The organism is Glycomyces sp. MUSA5-2 (assembly GCF_037034145.1).
GTDB lineage: Bacteria > Actinomycetota > Actinomycetes > Mycobacteriales > Micromonosporaceae > Glycomyces > Glycomyces artemisiae.
The window spans coordinates 1,069,859-1,086,412 of the sequence record NZ_JBAGKG010000001.1 but is presented as its reverse complement, the minus strand read 5'-3'; the positions used below and the strand labels follow the sequence as shown (position 1 = coordinate 1,086,412).

Genomic DNA, 16,554 nt, shown 5'->3' with positions numbered 1-16,554 from the left:
AGGAGAATTTACACCTCGTCCGAATGACTGCCGATGCCGTAGACAAGTCAATCAATAGAAAGGATAGGTCGATCCTATCATGACGGATAACGCGCCACCCACATTTCTCGTGAGGGGGTTCAACCCAGAACGCGATGAGTGGAAAATCAATCGCAGAATCGAGCGAATCAGGTCTCTAGGAGAACTCACGCCAGAGAAAACTTTCAACATTCTAGGCTGTGGTGAGCCGGACGACTTGGACGAGTTCCTCACGCACAATCAGGCGAAGATCGTACTCGGCCGGTTGAGCGGTGACGAGTTGCGGCAGATCGACGCGCTCGGCGTTACCTTCGACCATCTCGTCGGTATCGGGCCGGACCGGTTCACGGGGATGTCGGAAGAAGCCATCAGATCGACGATAGAGACCGAGCATGCCGAATACGGGTATCCGCCCCCACCCCCGCCCGCATGGACCTTCCAGACCGCCGCAGACATCTTGGAAGGAACCGCTGCTGCGCAGGAAGATGCATGGGCGCGAAAGGCACGAGCCACACGGCGACGGTTCATGAGGCGCTTGAAGGCCATCACTAAAGCGGGCGGCACTATCGATGACTTGGACGACGAGTTCATGCCTGACGACTACGAGGTCATGCTCCAGTTGCGCGAGATTGAGAAAGCCCAGGTAGAAGACGGCTCCGAACAGGCTGGCGAAGTCGCAGAACGTCAGACTTCGTGGACGTTGAGCGAGCTCCGAAAGGCTAAGTTCGCGCCGCTCCAGTGGGTGATCCCGGGCTTGATCCCCGAGGGCGTGACGATGCTCGTCGCGGCTCCGAAGATCGGCAAGACGTGGCTCATGCTCAACATCGCTCTAGCGGTCACTGAGGGCAGTGAAGTGCTCGGGGCCAAGGCACCCCCCGGAGAGGTCCTGATGATCGCTCTAGACGACCCCTCGCAGCGCCGGATGCAGGACCGGAGCGAGCAGTTGATCGAGGCGCTCGGATCGTGGAACAAACAGCATGAGTTGCACTTTGCGCTGGAGTGGCCGACGCTCGAAGAGGGCGGAGCCGAGCAGTTGGAGGACTGGCTGGACGAGCACCCGGAGTGCCGCCTTGTCATCATCGACACCTTGAGCCGCCTGCGCGACGAGGCAAGCCGGAACCGGGAGCCAGGCAAGGCCGAGGAGAAGGCTATGGCGACGCTCAAGAAGATTGCCGACCACTACCGCATCGCGATCGTCGCTACGCATCACACCAGGAAAGCCGAGAGCGGCGATTTTGTAGCAATGGCCTCGGGCCACACCAAACTCACCGGAGGGGCTGACACGATCATCAACCTCGAGCGTAAGCGAAACGAGAGTCGTGTGGTAGCCAAGGTGACCGGCCGAGACGTGGAGGAGCAGGAGAGCGTCTGGATGTTCCAGACCCCGCTGTGGACGGCTACTAACGAGAGGCCCGCCGAGCTGGGCATGCAGAGCACTCAGAAGGCCATTGTCGACCACCTCAAGATCTGGCCTGACCACAACTCTCCCAAGGAGATTGCGGACCATACCGGCATTGATGTGAATACGGTCAGGCAGCGGTTGCTCACGATGGTGAGCAGTGCAAGCCCGCTCGTGGTGAAGGAAGGGCGAGGTCACTACCGACTGGTGGAGTAACCATCCACAATCCACTTGGTCCCGCGTGGCGGGGTTACGCCGTAACAACGTAATTTTCCCAGGTCGGCACCGGTATGGCCGTAACGATGCCGTAATTCTCGGCGTAACGATCACAATAAGTAATCACACCGATCGTGTCCTGTAATAATTACGGTCAACGTTACGATTCGTTACGGTCAATATGGCCTCTGACCTGGGATAATTACGAAGTTACGAACGTGTGTATATGGCCGTAATGATCGCGGGAACAGGTGCAATGTGGATGGTTGGCCTTGGAGGTGCAAGTCCTACTCGATCGGGAAGCCCTTCCCATCCGCGTAAACGAACTTGACCGAGTCGTCGCCTTCGGAGACGGGGAGTTCAAAGGTAGTCGCGTCGGGGAAGATCACGGTTGTACTCTCGCCAACTTCGTACCGAATTTCGAGCGGATGGCTGTTGATCAATTCAGCCTGCTCGGTGGTGATCGGAGATTCGGCCTTCAGCTCGGCCCCAAGGCGATATGGAACCTTGTCGACAATGTGGGTCTTCCACCGAACCGTAGCCCACAGGATCACGTCTTGAGTTTCTGCGTCTGATAGTGCCGCTTGAAGCTCGCTCATCGGGTGCCTCCCTTGGTGCGAGTAGTGAACTCAGCGTATATGAGTTCATTGCGGATGGTGACAGGGTCGATGGAAGACGGGCGCGAAGGGCTCTCAGATCGTCCGTGACGGGCTCACGCGGGCCGGGTCAGGCGGTGTCGTCGCGGGGGATCACGACGATGTAAGTGCGGTCTCGGGCTCCGTCAGTGACCGAGCGGATGTCGACGTGTTCGGGGAGCGAGATGACGATGCGGTCCTTCTTGCCTTGGGGGTTCTCGATCTTGATGTTTCTGCGCCACCAGTAAATGTCAGAAGGGCTGTGGGGCATGGAACTTCCTTTCGGCAGTTGCTGCCTATTGGCGGGGTTTCTTAGGATGTGGGTATTTCGGAATGCGGGGGCGGGAATGGCGACGGAACGGCGTGAGGGTGTGGAGCGGGCTACGAGGCTCATTCTACGGGCGCTCAAGGGTGGCGCGCTGCCTCACTCGGAGTTGTTCACGGGCGCGAGCGACGGGATGGCGGATGCGATGCAGGAGCTACTTGACTCAGGTGTTGTGTCGCGGAAGACAGAATATGTGTATTTCATTGGCAATCAAGACTAGAACCCACTCTCACTAAGGAAACTCGAAATGGGCGCAGTGCCGAACGGGCGAAGCAAGGGACGTCGAACCCAGTCCGAACGTCGGGAATTGGCCCTCAGAGCCCTTGAGATGCGTCGCGACGGACAGCCCTATGACGTGATCGCCAAGGAGCTTGGCTGTACGGTGAAGTACGCGAGTCGCCACGTGAACAACTTGCTCAATGAACGCGCGGTTGAGGGTGTGGACCAGTACCGGGCGACAGTCGAGGAGCGATACGACGATCTTGTCCGCAAGCTCCGCGAGATCCTAAAGCAACCGGACGCTTCGATTAGCCAGAGGCTCGAAGCTATTGGCAAGTTGGCCGCGATCGAGGAGAAGCGCGTCAGGCTCCTCGGCCTCGCGATCCCGGTCAAGCAGGTCATCGAACTTCAGAATCCCCGTGATGATGGTGAGGACTACGATGCCGTTTAGCGTTGAGGCGACGCTCCGCGAGGCCAAGCGCAAAGCCGCGCAACAGAACCGGAGGTGTGTGGTCCACCTCGAGGAGGGCCGCATGATCCCGCTCATTGCCGATGCGATGGCCGCGCTTGGACTTACCCCATCGCTCAGGCCGTACCCGCACGCCCGGACTGCCGCGTGCCGCGTTGAGACCATCGCCCAGCAAAAGGCCCGACGCTCGCGGGTCAGTGCCGCCCTCGACCACGCGCGCCAGATCATGACCGCGCACGAGGCCACTCTAGGGGTGACCCCAACCGACGACACCGACCGCGCACCCCACTCCCTCTAGATCAATCTCAGCGGCTCCCAGGCAGACCCCCATCACGGGGTTGGACGATGACGACGATGACCCGGACGCATGGATGGACCTCTAGCCAGGGCCGAATCATCGTTCAGGGGAAGGGTTGTTCCCACAACTAGGGGATGTCCCGCCGTCCTCATCGGTGGGAGACTCGGGCGATGACCGTACCCTTCCTGAGCGCCAAAGACGCCGCCCTTAATGATCAGGCCATCCGAGCCGCAGCGGTTCAAGCCGCCGCGAGCTTCGCCTCGGGTTCAAGCCAGAGGATGAGCAAGTTCTTCGACAATGTTGAAGTCTTCGAGGCGTACATCCGAAACGGCACCAAACCCGAGGATAAGAAGTACGAGTCAGTCTCTGGCTAACTCGTCGGTAACCTTCCGGTTCCCCAGCGCGGGAACGCCTTCGGGCGGATCATGAGGGGATGAGCAATGGTTTTCAGAGTCCGGGCGAAGCCCTTGACACCGACATCCGTATTCGGGCCGCAGCAGTCCAGGCCGCCGCGAACATCATCGAACAACGTCCGGATGAGCTTTACGCATTCTTTAATTGCGTTGAAGTTCTGGAAAAGTACATTCGATCAGGCACTAAACCGGATGATGAAAGAATGACAAAGGGTTTTTAATCTCAGTATCCGAATCGCTCGTTTCGCGCTCAGTTGCGGTCTTTTGAACGGGCCGCGTATGTTGTCGACACGACTACTTGCAGTCGTGAGCGATAGGCCGTGATGGCTTTAGAGCGATCGTGTCGGGTGTGGATGTCCGGACGCGGACAGAAGCACCCAGCCGGGTATGCAGAACGTTGGCTCGCGTTCCGCATCGAGCCTCCGGCAACAGCGACGAATAGCTCCGCGTCTCACCCGTTCTGGTGGTCGTATTGGCGGAGGTGTGGAGAACTAACGCACTAGGGACCACACCCCGCCGCCTCCATCGACACGACTCTGAGAGCGGCTACGCATGACTACCAACGACTATCCCCATATCCGCAAGCACTTCGACCTGGAATGGCGGCTCAAGTCCCGCCGCCTCCTCCCCGAGCGAGACGACATCGCGGCAGCCAAGCGCGAGCATGACGCACGCCTCGAAGCCGCGCTCACCAAGGCGCGCAACGAAGACGCAGCCCTCCGTGAACGCACCGGGGGAAGTGTGGTCGACCGGCTCACGCGCGCATCCGCCGAGCGAGACGCGCGCCGTGATCGTCGGCAAGGCTTCGCAGGCGAGGACGCGATCACGCATGACCTCCTCGACCGTGTAGATGCAGACCTCGCCGATGTCGGACAGGTCAAGTCCGAGACTGTTGCCGAACTCGCACGCAGGCTAAACGCGCAATTCCCGTCAGGCGAAGGGCCCTACAACGCGCAGACCGGATCGCTCCGCGCCGTGCTCATGCTCCAAGCGAAGCGGCGAGGCAAGGCAGGTGCGCGATGACTCGGCTTCAGAATGCCTCCGAGGTCGAGACGACGCTCGATAAGCTCGTGCCGCGCCGTTCGGCCGGAACCTCGTTGTGCCGCAACGAACTCGACCGGTACAACTACACGTGCAGTCGTGGCGACCTCAAGACTGCTGTTCAGCATCGCAGAATGCAGGCCGGCTTCTCTGACTCGGCAGAACTCACTGACCTCTCTACCTGGGCTCGATGAGCGAATCGGCCGGAGCGATGCGGATCTACTCAAGGACGTATCCGAGATCCAGTCGGTCATGTCGAATCTCGGCTTCCATGCCGACACGGACGAACTCAAGACCGCCGTCTACGAGCGCCGCGCCCGGTACGTCGATGGCGAGTAGTTAGACCTCCACGGCTCCGGGGCTTCCTCTTTCTTCCCGGGGGTGTGGACTCCCCGAGGGGCCTCACTTCTGTTTCAGCCAATGGCCGGTGAGGTCCCTCGCTCCCTACTCAGCGCCCCCGCCTCGTCATTCCCCCGGGCGGGGGTGCTGTTCAGTTCTCAGGAATCGCCCGATTGCCGCTCACCGCGAAGAATCACGCCTCGGATGGTGGACGAGCGCCACATCTTCCCGCCGTGAGCAGTGGGAACACCCTCATGGTTGAGCGCATCGGCAATGGCCCGGTAGGTGCTCCCAGATCGACGCAGGCCGAGTATCCGGGCCGTGGTGTGGTCGCTTATGGAGCGGGGCCTACCAAGCGTCTTACCGGCCTCTCGGGCCGCTTCCAGCCCATCCTTCGTCCGTTCGGCGATGATGTCGCGTTCCCACTCGGCTATCTGCACGATGATCCCGGCTACCAGCTTGCCGTTGGGTGTGGACGTGTCGACACCGAGGTCGAGGAGCGCGATGGACCAGCCCTCATCGCGGGAGCGCTTGACGATCGTGCCGAAGTCCGCCACCGACCGAGACAGCCGGTCGAGCTTGGCGACCACCAGACCGTCAGCGCGACCCGCCTTCAGTTCGGCGAGCGCCCATGCGATCCCGGGGCGGTTGACGTTGGCACCGGTCCGGCCGTCGTCTACGGGAGCCCAGATCAATCTCCAGCCCCGATATCGCGCCTCCCGGAGGATTGCCGCACGTTGGGCCTCGATGCCGTGTGCGGTGATCTCAGGGTGCTTCTTGTTGACCTTGCTCCGGCGCAGGTATCCGATCATGGTCACGGTCTTCATATGAACCTCTCAAAGATGTTGGGGGACATGGAAAGACCCCCCGTCGCCAGCCAGGACGGGGGGTCTTCGCGCCACTCCACCATGCGGCGCGGGAGGAAGTCAGCTAATCGCGGACCACGCGGTAGAGGCCATTTCCGTGAGCCGTGACCACAGGGCCGCGAGCCGATCGGGCATGACGAGGAGCATGAGCGCCGCGCACCCGAAGTACGCGAGGCAGACGATCACCACCAGCGCCCGGGGCGAGTTGGCGGCCTTGCGCACCAGGTGTGCGGAGGTCACGGCGACGATCGCGGCGAGGACGGCGGTTGCGGTGAGGGCGCGGTTGAGCATGGGCGTTTCCTTCACGAGCGAGGTTGACGATGACGACGAGGCCGAAGAGGATCGGGATCAGGAGCGCGAGAGCGGGGTTCACTTGGCCTTCACCGCCTCGCGGATCGTCGTGAGCTGCGTCGTGGTCAGGTCCGACAGGTCGTACTTCTTGCCTCGGCCGACGTTCAGCCCGAGCGACCGGAGCGCCTGACGGATTTGGAACGCGGAGACACCGAAGATCACGGCGAGTTGGGCGGGGGTCGACACGGCGCCGGGGAGCGCCGGGGCCTCAGCGGTCAGCTCGGAGGCGTCGTCGGGCACGGTCATGTCTTCGTCCATGTCTCCACGGTCGGGGTTCCCGTCCTCGGACTCAACGTCCGCGTTGAGGACGTCTTCCGTGAAGAACGCGGCCACCTCGGACTCGTAGTCGCGCTCGGTCCGGGTGTCCTCGACTTCTTCGCCGTTGTCGGCCGCTTCGCTCAGGACGTGGATGTCGGCAACGCGGGACCACACGCGGGAAGTCTCGTTCGTCTTGCCCTCGGGCACGATCCGCACGCCCTTCGCGTTCGCGCCCTTGAAGGTGCCGGTCACGGTGTCACCCGTGGTCAGCACGATACGGACCGTCTCGCCCTTGAGGTTCGCGATCGTGTCGGGGTTGTTGAAGTCCATCGGGGTTCTCCTTCGGTGTCATGCTCCCTTGTGGAGCGATAGACAACCGTAAAAGGGCCGATGACCTCGTCTAATAGCTTGATAGGCCGGTCCTTAGCGCCGTTCGGTTGAATAGGGCCTATGCACCGAGCCGTCATGCGGGGATGTCGACCAGGGCGAGCAAGCCGGAATCGCCCGTCGCCTCCGCAGCACCCGCGAACATGGTCCGAAGCAGGTCCACAGCCTCCCCTAGATCCATCGTGGTCGCCTCGATCGTGTTGCCGCGCATGAGAATCCGGCCCGTAATAGAACGCTCCGCGATACGTGCGATATCCACAGCCCGCCGGGGTCTGTTGCCTTCTTCCATTTGGGCCGCAAGGTCATCGGGCCATGCCCACCGAGTCGACCCGTCCGCCGACACGTCGATCTTGAGGCCGGTTGTTCGCAAGAGGTCACCACGTGTTCGCTCATCCGCGCTCGTGGCCCAGGCGTCGCCGTAGGTCCGGCCGGTCGACACGTACTCATACCGAGCCGTCTCGGTGGGCAGCGATTCTAGGTGCGAGAGCCGGGCCTCCAGGCTCGCAATCTGCTCATCCCAGATGGCACGAGCGCGACCCGTCTTTCCGGCCGACCGTTCGATGGTGTCTCGAAGGGCTTCCTCAGCCTCCTCTATGTCGGCGGTGTGGTCCACGCCCGGGATGAACACGCGCTCCGTCTCGGGGATTCTCCAGAGCGCGAGCATGGCTCCGTAGCTCCCCAATGCGTTGAGGTGGTCAGCGCGGAATGAGACCGACGTGCATTCGGGAGACATGCAGCGGTAGTAGCCAGGGTGCTCAGGCCGGTCGCTCCGGCGCTTGATGTACAGCTTCTTCCCGCATTTCGCGCAGTGGGCGATGTCGGTCAAGAGGCCGGGCTTGCCTCGCCGTGACCAGGACTTGGACTTAGCGCGCTTGTCCAAGGCGACTTGAAGCCGCTTCCAATCGTCCTTCTCTACGAGTGCAGGGCCGTATTGAAGGGGGAGCCCATCCGCACCCCGCTTGACTTCGGGCGTGCGGTTCTCTCCTTTCTTCCCCCGCGTGGTGCCTTGGCCCAGGAGACGGCGGGATCGCAGGAACTCGTGGAGCGTCTGCGTTTGCCACAGCCGCCCGCGCGGCGACTTGATACCTCTCTTATTGAGGTCGACGCAGATCGAGTTCATCGACTCGCCATCGATCGCACGCTTGATGATCTCCCGAGCTACCGGAGCCGTGTCCGGGTGGAGTTCGAGTACGTGCCCCTCGCCATCAGGATTCTTGACCGGACGGTAGCCGAACGGCGGGGTGCCTCCGGTCCATCGCCCGAGTTTCCGGAGCTTGGCGTGTGAATCGGTGGTCCGCTCCTTGATCGCCTCCAACTCACCCTCAGCAATGACGCTCAAGATCGTGACCATCATCCGGCCCATCGCGGAGTTGAGGTCGAAGCCGTTTTCCACGCACAGGATGTCTTTGCCGTGGTCAAGGGCCCACTTCATCAGATCCGTGGTGTGGAACAGGCGACGTGAGAGGCGGTCCAACTTGTAGGCAGCCAGCCCGTCATAGGTGGTCATCTTCAGGGGGTCAGTCAGCCAGGGGCCGAGCTTCTCGCGTTTGAAAGGCGAGACCGATGCCGACACGCCGACGTCTTCGGCCCAGCCAACGATCGTGTGCCCGTACGCGGCGGCCCATCGTTCGATGTGCTCGCGCTGGCGCTCGGGGGACGTGGACTCATCAGAATCCCTGCTCAGGCGTATCACGCCAAGAACTCGCTTGCTCATAAGCGATTGTATGTCATCTTTATATCGTGGCCGACGTCGCCGAGCTCTAGAGCAGGGTTCACGAGGGGCGCCCGCGGTTCGCGGGCGCCCCTCGTGTCGTTCCGCGTCCTCGAACGGGGCGTTCGGATACCGGGCCGGGCCCTGATCGGGCGTCGCTAGGCTTACGCCCGTGACGGGCATCAGGCAGCGCATCGGTCGTATCGCCCCAGGCGACTGGGAGCCGTTCGTCGTGCGGCGACCGGCCTCGTGGTGGCCCGAGGTCCTCCTGGCGATCGCGTTCACGGCGTGCACGGTGCTGGCGTCGTTCCACAGCCCGCTGATCGACCTCGACATCTGGATCCGCGACTTCTCCGACGCGCACCGGCCCCCGTGGTTCGACTGGTTCCTGGTGCAGACGAACAAGCTCGGCCAGGGCGGGTTCCTCTCCGGGCTCGCGCTCGGCATCGCCGCGATCATCGGCTACTTCAAGCAGACCGTGCGGCCCGTGGTCGCGTTCTTCGGCGCGTACGTGCTCACCGCGCTGGTGCTGGTCCTCAAGCTCGCGTTCCCGCGGATCTACCCGCACTGGCCGCGCCCCGAGCCGGGCCCGTTCGCGAACGCGGCGCAGTCGCTCCTGTACTGGCCCGACCGGTCCGAGCTCGGCGAGATCGGCGACACCGCGGTCGGCGCGTACCCGTCGGGGCACGTGGTGAACACGCTCATCTGGTACGGGCTGCTCGTCATGCTCACCGGCGCGGTCCTCAAGACCTGGCAGCGGCGGCTCCTGCTCTCCGCGCCCGTCGCCATCGTGTTCTTCTCCACGACCTACCTCGGGTTCCACTGGCTCACCGACTCGATCGCGGGGCTGTTCATGGGGATGGTGCTCATCCGGGTCATGCAGCGCGTCCACTGGACGACGATCCCGCTGCCGCTCTGGCTCGAACCCGAACGGCGATATCGCCGCCCCTGACCGGTAACCGGTGCGCGGTATCGTCTCGGCATGCCCACTCCGCCGCGAGCGCAGCCGCCCCTCCAGCGCCGTCTCGGCCTCCCTTCAGCGATCGCGATCGGCCTCGCCTCGATGCTCGGCGCCGGCGTCTTCACCGTCTGGGCGCCTGCCGCCCGGGCCGCCGGGTCCGGCCCCGGACTCCTTGCGGCCCTGGCCATCGCCGCGTTCATCGCCTACTGCAACGCCCGCTCCTCGGCCCGCCTCGCCGCTTTGCACCCGCAGTCCGGCGGGGCGTACGTGTACGGGACGGTGCGCCTCCACCCGGCCGCCGGGTTCGCCGCGGGCTGGGGGTTCCTGGTCGGCAAGACCGCCTCCGGCGCCGCGATGGCGCTGACGCTCGGCGCGTACCTGCTCCCCGGCCATCCGCGGGCGCTCGCGGCGGCCGCGGTCGTCGCGTTCTGCGCCGTGAACCTGCTGGGCGTCAAGCGGACCGCGCTCGCGTCGGCGGTGTTCGCGGGCATCACCGTCGCGGTCCTCGCGATCGTCGTGGCCGCCGGGCTCACCGGGCCCGTCGCGGCCCGGCCGCTGGGGGACACGCACCCGTGGGGCGTGCTCACCGCCGCGGGGTTCGTGTTCTTCGCGTTCGCCGGGTACGCGCGCATCGCGACCCTCGGCGAGGAGGTGTCGAGGCCCGAGAAGACCATCCCGCGGGCCGTCGCGATCACCTTGGGCGCCACCGTGCTCGTGTACGCGGCCGTCGCCGTCACCGCGCTGAGCGTGCTCGGCGCCGGGACGCTCGCCGAGTCGACCGCGCCGCTCGCCGATCTGGCGGCCGCCGCCGCGCCCGCCGTGAAGCCGCTCGTGGCCGTCGGCGCGGGGATCGCGACCGCGGGCGTGCTCCTGAGCCTCCTGGCGGGGATCGGGCGGACGGCGCTGGCGATGGCCCGCGACGGGCGCCTGCCGGGGCCGCTGACGGCGGTCTCGGAGCGGTTCGGGGTGCCGTGGGCGGCCGAGGTCGCCGCGAGCGCGGTCGTCCTCGTCATGGTGTCCACGATGGACCTTGCGGGGGCGATCGGGTTCTCGGGGTTCTGCGTGCTGATCTACTACGCGGTCGCGAACGCTGCTGCGGTCACGCTGGACGCCCGGGCCCCGCTGCCGTGGCTGGGGCTCGCCGGGTGCCTGCTCGTGGCCGCGAGCCTGCCCATGGCCGCGGTGCTCGGGGGCCTCGCGGTGTTCGCTGCGGGGGCCGTCTGGTTCTGGATCACGGAGAAACGAAGCGCTGCTTAGCGGGCCGCGCGCCTCGCGTCCCGGGCCGCCCGCAGCCGCCTGACGACCGCTGGCTGCTCGGCGGCGGCCTCCGGGTGGTCGATGAGGCGCGCGAGCTGCTGGTAGTACCGCTCGGGGGTGAGCTCCAGCTCGTCGGCGATGGCCTGCGTCTTCGCGCCCGAGGCGCGCCACCAGCGCGCCTCGAACTCCAGGATGCGGGTCTCGGTGCCGGAGAGCTTCGACTCGGCCTCGAAGCGCTGCGGGGCCGCCTGCCGCGGCGGCTCCTGGGCCCTCGCCTCCCGGGCCGGGGCGTCGCGCAGGGTCCGCTGGGGCGCGGGCCCCCCGTCGTCCTCCTGGCGGGCGCGGGTGCTTCTGGCGGTGGGGCGTTGACCGGGAGGCATGGGGCGGCTCCTTGCTCGGTTTACTCGATCCAGTCGATGAGGTCGGCGACCGAATCCTTGACGTGGTTGGGCCGGAACGGGTAGCGCTCGACCTCTTCCATAGTGTCAGTGACCCCCGACAGAACGAGGACCGTTTCGAGGCCCGCTTCGAGGCCCGACAGCACGTCGGTGTCCATGCGGTCGCCGATCATCACGGTCGACTCCGAGTGGGCCCCGATGCGGCGCAAGGCGTTGCGCATCATCAGAGGGTTCGGCTTCCCCACGAAGTACGGCTCCGAACCCGTCGCCGCAGTGATCATCGCCGCAACCGCGCCGCACGCCGGGAGGATGCCCTCCAGCGACGGGCCCGTCGTGTCCGGGTTGGTGCAGATGAACCGCGACCCGCCCTTGATGAGCCGCGCGGCCGTCGTGATCGCCCCGAAGTCGTACCGGCGGGTCTCGCCCAGGACCACGTAGTCCGGGCGGTAGTCGGTGAGCACGAACCCGATCTCGTGCAGCGCCGTCGTCAGGCCCGCCTCGCCGATGACGTACGCCGAGCCCTTCGGGCGCTGCGAGTGCAGGAAGTCCGCCGTCGCCATCGCCGAGGTGTAGATGTTCTCCGCCGGGACCGACAGCCCCGAGTTCTTCAGGCGCGCATGGAGGTCGCGCGGCGTGTAGATCGAGTTGTTGGTGAGGACGAGGAACGCCTTCCCCGCCTCCTGAAGCTTCTCGATGAGCTTGTTCGCTCCGGGAACGGGCACCCCCTCGTGGACGAGCACGCCGTCCATGTCCGAGAGCCAGCTGTCGAAGGGTCCAGGTGTAGTCATGGTCAACATCTTGCCATCGCATCGGCCGAACGGCGAGGTGCGGACGTAAAGTGGTGGCCGTGGAGACGGCATTGACAGCCGCGCTCGTCATCGCCGCAGGCGCCATGGCGGGTGCACTCGGCTACTGGACCATCCGAACCGCGAGGAACAAATGAGCGAGCGCGAAGTACCGGCGGAGTTCGCCTCGACCTTCGAGAAGGTCGAGCCCTACCCGTTCGAGGAGACCGACGACCTCCGGCAGGGACCGAGCCTGCACGACGACCTGCTGCCGCTCCTCCCGCTCGTCGGCCGCTGGCGCGGCCGCGGCCAGGGCGGCTACCCCGGGACCGAGGACTTCCTGTACGCCCAGGAGGTCGCGTTCCTCCACGACGGCCGCCCGTTCCTGCGCTACCACTCCCGCTCCTGGATCGTCGACCCCGACGGCAAGCCCGTCCGGCCCGCCGCCCAGGAGACCGGCTGGTGGCGCGTCGTCAAGGGCGAGGACCCGAAGAAGCCCGAGGTCGAAGTGCTCCTCGCGCACCCGACCGGCGTCCTCGACCTCTACTACGGGCACGTCGACGGCACCCGCATCGAGATCGCCACCGACGCCGTCGTCCGCAGCCCGCAGGCCAAGGAGGTCACCGCGGGCAAGCGCCTCTACGGCATCGTCGAAGGCGCCCTCATGTACGCCCAGGAGATGGCCGCCGAAGGCCACCCCATGAGCCCCCACCTGAGCGCCAGCCTCAACCGCGTCGCCGGGTAGGACGGCTAGAAGTCGCCGGGCCAGAGGTCGTCCTCCGGTTCGGCCGGCTTGCCGGCGAAGGACTTCGCGGTGACCGGGCCGTCGGCGGCCTTGAGGACCCTGCCGAGGAGCGTGAGTGCCCCGGGCTTGCTCAGGGGCTCGTTGCCGTTGCCGCACTTGGGGGACTGGATGCAGGAGGGGCAGCCGGAGGTGCACTCGCACCCGGCGATGGCCTCGCGGGTGGCGCCGAGCCAGTCGGTCCACTTGCGGAACGCCTGCTCGGCGAAGCCCGCGCCGCCCGGGTGGCCGTCGTAGACGAACACCGTGGGCAGCTCGGTGTCCATGTGCGCGGGCGTCGACAGGCCCCCGATGTCCCACCGGTCGCACGTCGCGATCAAGGGCAGCAGCCCGATCGACGCGTGCTCGGCGGCGTGGAGCGAGCCCGCGAGGTCCTTCAGACCGTCGAGGGACTCCGGGTCCACCGTCCACCACACCGCGACCGTGCGCAGCGTCTGCGGCGGCAGGTCGAGCTGCTGCGTGTCGATCACTTCGCCGGAAGGGAGGCGGCGGCGCTGGTAGGAGATGACGCACGACGTCACCTCCACCTCGCCGAGGCTCAGCGTCACGTCGCCCATCTCCAGGCGCTCGCGCTCCGCGAGGATCTCCAGGTGCGTGATCTCCTGCGCGCTCGTCGTCCATGGCGGCTTCGCCGCGTGCACCAGCGCCAGGCCCTCCTCCAGGTCGAGGTCGTCCACGAGGTACGACTCGCCCTGGTGGAGATAGAGGGCCCCGCGGTGCACGAGCCGGTGCGAGGCGGCCGCGTCGATCGTGCCGATGAGCCGGCCCGTGCTCGTCTCCGCGATGTCGACGCCCATCGGCCCCGACCCGCGCAGCGTCACCTCCGGGCGCTCCGAGCCGATCCAGTAGTACCGGCCCCCGGCGCGCCTGCGCAGCAGCTTCCGCTCGCACAGCTCCTCGGCCACGGCCTTGCTCCCGGGGATCGACGCGAGGTCGGACTCCTTGAGCGGCAGCTCCTCCGCGGCCAGGCACAGGTGCCCGGCGAGCACGTACGGGTTCGACGGGTCGCACACCGACGCCTCCACCGGCCGGTCGAAGATCGCCTCCGGATGGTGCACCAGGAACGTGTCGAGCGGGTCGTCCTTCGCGAGCATCACCGCGAGCGCCTCCGTGTCGCCGCGGCCCGCGCGTCCGATCTGCTGCCAGAACGACGCGAGCCGCCCGGGGTACCCGCACAGGAGCACCGCGTCGAGGCCCGTCACGTCGATGCCCAGCTCCAGGGCGTTCGTCGTCGCCACCCCGAGCAGGCGCCCTTCCCGCAGGTCCGCCTCCAGGTCCCGGCGGTGCTCGCGCAGGTACCCGGCCCGGTACGCCGCGATGCGGCCCGCCGCCGGGTCGGCGCCGAGCCGCGACTTCGCTTCGGCCGCAACGATCTCCGCGCCCCGTCGGGACGGCACGAACGCGAGCGTGCGCACCCCGCGCCGCACCAGCTGCGCGAGCATCCGCGCGGTCTCCGACAGCGTCGACGCCTGCTGCGGCTCGCCCTCGACCTCGTACGTCACCGGCTCCCACAGGGCCACCGTCGCCCCCGGCGACGGCGAGGAGTCGACGGTGACGGCCGTGGCGGGCCGTCCGGTGAGGACCGACAGCGACGCCGCCGGGTCGGCGGCGGTCGCGCTGGCGGCGATGACGACCGGGCTCGCGCCGTAGTGCTCGGCGAGGCGCAGGAGCCGCCGCAGCGTCAGCGCCACGTGCGCGCCGAAGACGCCGCGGTAGACGTGGCACTCGTCGACGACGACGTACTTGAGGTCCTTGAGGAGCGAGCGCCACATGCGGTGGCGGGGGAGCAGCGAGTGGTGGAGCAGGTCGGGGTTGGACAGGACCAGGTTCGCGAACCGCTGCGCCCACTGGCGGTGCTCGAACGGCGTGTCGCCGTCGACGACCGCGGGGATGAGCCCGGGGACGTCGAACTCGGCGACGGCCCGCGCCTGGTCGGCCGCGAGGGCCTTCGTCGGGGCGAGGTAGAGGGTGCGGCCGGGCCCGTCGGCGGCGGCCTCGGTGAGCAGCGGCAGCAGGTACGCGAGGGACTTCCCGGAGGCCGTGCCCGTGGCGATGACGGTGTCGCGGCCCTCGAACGCGTGCGTGGCGGCCTCGGCCTGGTGCGGCCACGGCAGCGTGATCCCGGTGTCCTCCAACGCTTTGCGGACGGTGTCGGGCACCCACTCGGGCCACTGGGCGCGCACCGACGCCCGAGCGGGGAGCTTCCGGAGGTGCACGACGCCGCCGTCCTCGGAGTCGAGGGCGGCGATGAGCTGGTCGGCGGACATCCTGCAATGATGCCGCAACCGGCCGACACCGCACCCCGGGCGACAGTGCCCGCCCGCATATCGGTCATACGCTCCCGGCTCATGTCCACTCGGAACGCAGTACGCTTATGGGCCAAGACACACTCCAGCCAGCTAGGAGAGACGGCGTGAGGGGAACTTCAGGCGACGGGGCGCCCGAGCCCGAACTGGGGCTGAGCCTTTCGACCGTCGGCGACTACGCGGTCATCAGCGTCACCGGCGAGATCGACATGTACACCGCGCCGCAGCTGCGCGAGGCCGTCCGCCAGCTCTCCTCCGAGGGGCGCATGCGGGTCGCCATCGACCTGACCCCCACCGAGTTCTGCGACTCCACCGGCCTGGGCGTCCTCATCGGCGCCCGCCGCCGCCTCTCCGACGCCGGGGGCAGCCTCGTCGTCGTGTGCGCCAACCCCCGCATCCGCAAGCTCCTCGACCTCACCGGCCTGGACAAGGTCCTCGACGTGAGGGAAGCGGTGCCCGGCGAGTGAACGGCTCCAGGCACGACCGCACCGGTGGAAGGCGGCCGGAGCCCGCGACGGTCAGGTTCGCCTTCACCCCCGCCGCCGCCTACGTGCGCGCCGCGAGGCTCGTCGCGGCCGACGTCGCCGCCCGCTCCGGTGTCGCCACCGGGCTCCTCGACGAGGTCCGCCAGGCCGTCGGCGAGGCGTGCACGCGCGCGGTCCTGCGGCACCGCGACCGCGGACTGCGCGACCTCGTGCGCGTAGAGTTTTCGATCGGTGATCGTTTTGTAGCGAAAATCACCGACAACGCGCAGGATCTGCGCGCACGCTCCGGGGACCGGGTCGGTGCGGGCACCGTCGGCGGCGATGCGCGAGCGAACGATCACGACGCGCTCGAAGAGGACACCCTCTCCGAGGAGATCACCCTCATCGTCCTCGGCGGACTGGTCGAAGACCTGGTGGTGACCGGTCCCGACGCCGACGGGGGCACCACCGTCAGCATGTCCTGGCCCCTCCCCGGGTCCGCTTCGGCGACCGACCACTGAGGCCCCGCACACCCTCCCGGGGCGGCGTGACCGAACCCACTCCGAAAGCCCTCATCTCGTTACACTCCGCACGTTAAGTCAGCCGCGTCACGCGGCGCCGGCCGCCCGCTTCCCC

General features: G+C 66.6%; 21 protein-coding genes. 12 read left to right on the top strand and 9 right to left on the bottom strand.

Translation table 11 applies throughout. The annotated features are described in order from the left end of the window. The first annotated feature begins 79 nt into the window (after positions 1–79). The gene (locus WA640_RS05110) at positions 80–1,633 is read left to right on the top strand and encodes an AAA family ATPase (protein WP_335986414.1); all 1,554 of its coding nucleotides are present in this window, start codon (positions 80–82) and stop codon (positions 1,631–1,633) included. A 287-nt stretch (positions 1,634–1,920) separates the two neighbouring features. Here WA640_RS05110 and WA640_RS05105 read toward each other — a convergent pair whose 3' ends face one another. Together WA640_RS05105 and WA640_RS05100 are read right to left on the bottom strand one after the other, a co-directional pair. After that, positions 1,921–2,232 carry a hypothetical protein gene (locus tag WA640_RS05105; RefSeq protein ID WP_335986413.1) on the bottom strand — a complete coding sequence of 104 codons (312 nt, stop codon included), beginning with the start codon at positions 2,230–2,232 and terminating at the stop codon, positions 1,921–1,923. Between the two features lie 127 nt (positions 2,233–2,359). Continuing rightward, positions 2,360–2,539: a hypothetical protein gene (locus WA640_RS05100; protein WP_335986412.1), complete on the bottom strand. Its 180-nt coding sequence runs from the start codon at positions 2,537–2,539 to the stop codon at positions 2,360–2,362. 301 nt (positions 2,540–2,840) lie between these two features. Between WA640_RS05100 and WA640_RS05095 the strand changes: the two genes are divergently transcribed. The 6 genes from WA640_RS05095 to WA640_RS05070 all read left to right on the top strand — a co-directional run bounded on the left by WA640_RS05095 (position 2,841) and on the right by WA640_RS05070 (position 5,372). Continuing rightward, positions 2,841–3,263: a hypothetical protein gene (locus WA640_RS05095; protein ID WP_335986410.1), complete on the top strand. Its 423-nt coding sequence runs from the start codon at positions 2,841–2,843 to the stop codon at positions 3,261–3,263. Further along, complete coding sequence (locus WA640_RS05090) at positions 3,235–3,579, top strand: hypothetical protein (RefSeq protein ID WP_335986408.1); 345 nt, start codon at positions 3,235–3,237, stop codon at positions 3,577–3,579. Before WA640_RS05095 ends, WA640_RS05090 begins: the two co-directional genes overlap by 29 nt. A gap of 170 nt (positions 3,580–3,749) precedes the next feature. Next, positions 3,750–3,953 carry a hypothetical protein gene (locus tag WA640_RS05085; RefSeq protein ID WP_335986407.1) on the top strand — a complete coding sequence of 68 codons (204 nt, stop codon included), beginning with the start codon at positions 3,750–3,752 and terminating at the stop codon, positions 3,951–3,953. 59 nt (positions 3,954–4,012) lie between these two features. Then, positions 4,013–4,213, top strand: a complete 201-nt coding sequence (locus WA640_RS05080; protein ID WP_335986405.1) for a hypothetical protein — start codon at positions 4,013–4,015, stop codon at positions 4,211–4,213. A 331-nt stretch (positions 4,214–4,544) separates the two neighbouring features. After that, positions 4,545–5,015 (top strand): hypothetical protein, encoded by a 471-nt coding sequence (locus tag WA640_RS05075; protein WP_335986404.1) that lies wholly within the window; start codon positions 4,545–4,547, stop codon positions 5,013–5,015. Positions 5,016–5,132: 117 nt separating this feature from the next. Next, positions 5,133–5,372, top strand: coding sequence for a hypothetical protein (locus WA640_RS05070; protein ID WP_335986403.1), 240 nt, complete (start codon positions 5,133–5,135; stop codon positions 5,370–5,372). Between the two features lie 158 nt (positions 5,373–5,530). On the opposite strand, the gene WA640_RS05065 is transcribed toward WA640_RS05070, so the two are convergent. From WA640_RS05065 to WA640_RS05050, 4 genes are all read right to left on the bottom strand, one after another. Beyond that, entirely contained in the window at positions 5,531–6,199 is a 669-nt protein-coding gene (locus WA640_RS05065) for a recombinase family protein (protein ID WP_335986402.1), read from the bottom strand. A 99-nt stretch (positions 6,200–6,298) separates the two neighbouring features. Continuing rightward, positions 6,299–6,529, bottom strand: coding sequence for a hypothetical protein (locus WA640_RS05060; protein ID WP_335986400.1), 231 nt, complete (start codon positions 6,527–6,529; stop codon positions 6,299–6,301). 78 nt (positions 6,530–6,607) lie between these two features. After that, the gene (locus WA640_RS05055; protein ID WP_335986399.1) at positions 6,608–7,177 is read right to left on the bottom strand and encodes a hypothetical protein; all 570 of its coding nucleotides are present in this window, start codon (positions 7,175–7,177) and stop codon (positions 6,608–6,610) included. A gap of 133 nt (positions 7,178–7,310) precedes the next feature. Next, complete coding sequence (locus WA640_RS05050; RefSeq protein WP_335986398.1) at positions 7,311–8,948, bottom strand: recombinase family protein; 1,638 nt, start codon at positions 8,946–8,948, stop codon at positions 7,311–7,313. Between the two features lie 169 nt (positions 8,949–9,117). Between WA640_RS05050 and WA640_RS05045 the strand changes: the two genes are divergently transcribed. Next, the gene (locus WA640_RS05045; RefSeq protein WP_106364044.1) at positions 9,118–9,897 is read left to right on the top strand and encodes a phosphatase PAP2 family protein; all 780 of its coding nucleotides are present in this window, start codon (positions 9,118–9,120) and stop codon (positions 9,895–9,897) included. A gap of 30 nt (positions 9,898–9,927) precedes the next feature. After that, on the top strand, positions 9,928–11,163 hold the full coding sequence (locus tag WA640_RS05040) for an APC family permease (protein WP_335986396.1): 1,236 nt from the start codon (positions 9,928–9,930) through the stop codon (positions 11,161–11,163). On the opposite strand, the gene WA640_RS05035 is transcribed toward WA640_RS05040, so the two are convergent. Together WA640_RS05035 and WA640_RS05030 are read right to left on the bottom strand one after the other, a co-directional pair. Further along, entirely contained in the window at positions 11,160–11,543 is a 384-nt protein-coding gene (locus WA640_RS05035; protein WP_335986393.1) for a DUF3263 domain-containing protein, read from the bottom strand. The two genes, WA640_RS05040 and WA640_RS05035, sit on opposite strands and share 4 nt — an antisense overlap. A gap of 20 nt (positions 11,544–11,563) precedes the next feature. Next, the gene (locus WA640_RS05030; protein ID WP_106364364.1) at positions 11,564–12,349 is read right to left on the bottom strand and encodes an HAD-IIA family hydrolase; all 786 of its coding nucleotides are present in this window, start codon (positions 12,347–12,349) and stop codon (positions 11,564–11,566) included. A 151-nt stretch (positions 12,350–12,500) separates the two neighbouring features. On the opposite strand from WA640_RS05030, the gene WA640_RS05025 reads away from it, so the two are divergent. Next, positions 12,501–13,091 (top strand): FABP family protein, encoded by a 591-nt coding sequence (locus tag WA640_RS05025; protein ID WP_335986391.1) that lies wholly within the window; start codon positions 12,501–12,503, stop codon positions 13,089–13,091. Between the two features lie 5 nt (positions 13,092–13,096). Here WA640_RS05025 and WA640_RS05020 read toward each other — a convergent pair whose 3' ends face one another. Beyond that, positions 13,097–15,415 (bottom strand): DEAD/DEAH box helicase, encoded by a 2,319-nt coding sequence (locus WA640_RS05020; protein WP_335986390.1) that lies wholly within the window; start codon positions 15,413–15,415, stop codon positions 13,097–13,099. Between the two features lie 146 nt (positions 15,416–15,561). On the opposite strand from WA640_RS05020, the gene WA640_RS05015 reads away from it, so the two are divergent. Next, on the top strand, positions 15,562–15,921 hold the full coding sequence (locus WA640_RS05015; protein WP_245888952.1) for an STAS domain-containing protein: 360 nt from the start codon (positions 15,562–15,564) through the stop codon (positions 15,919–15,921). Beyond that, positions 15,918–16,439, top strand: a complete 522-nt coding sequence (locus WA640_RS05010; protein ID WP_106364038.1) for an ATP-binding protein — start codon at positions 15,918–15,920, stop codon at positions 16,437–16,439. Before WA640_RS05015 ends, WA640_RS05010 begins: the two co-directional genes overlap by 4 nt. The last annotated feature ends 115 nt before the right edge of the window (positions 16,440–16,554 follow it).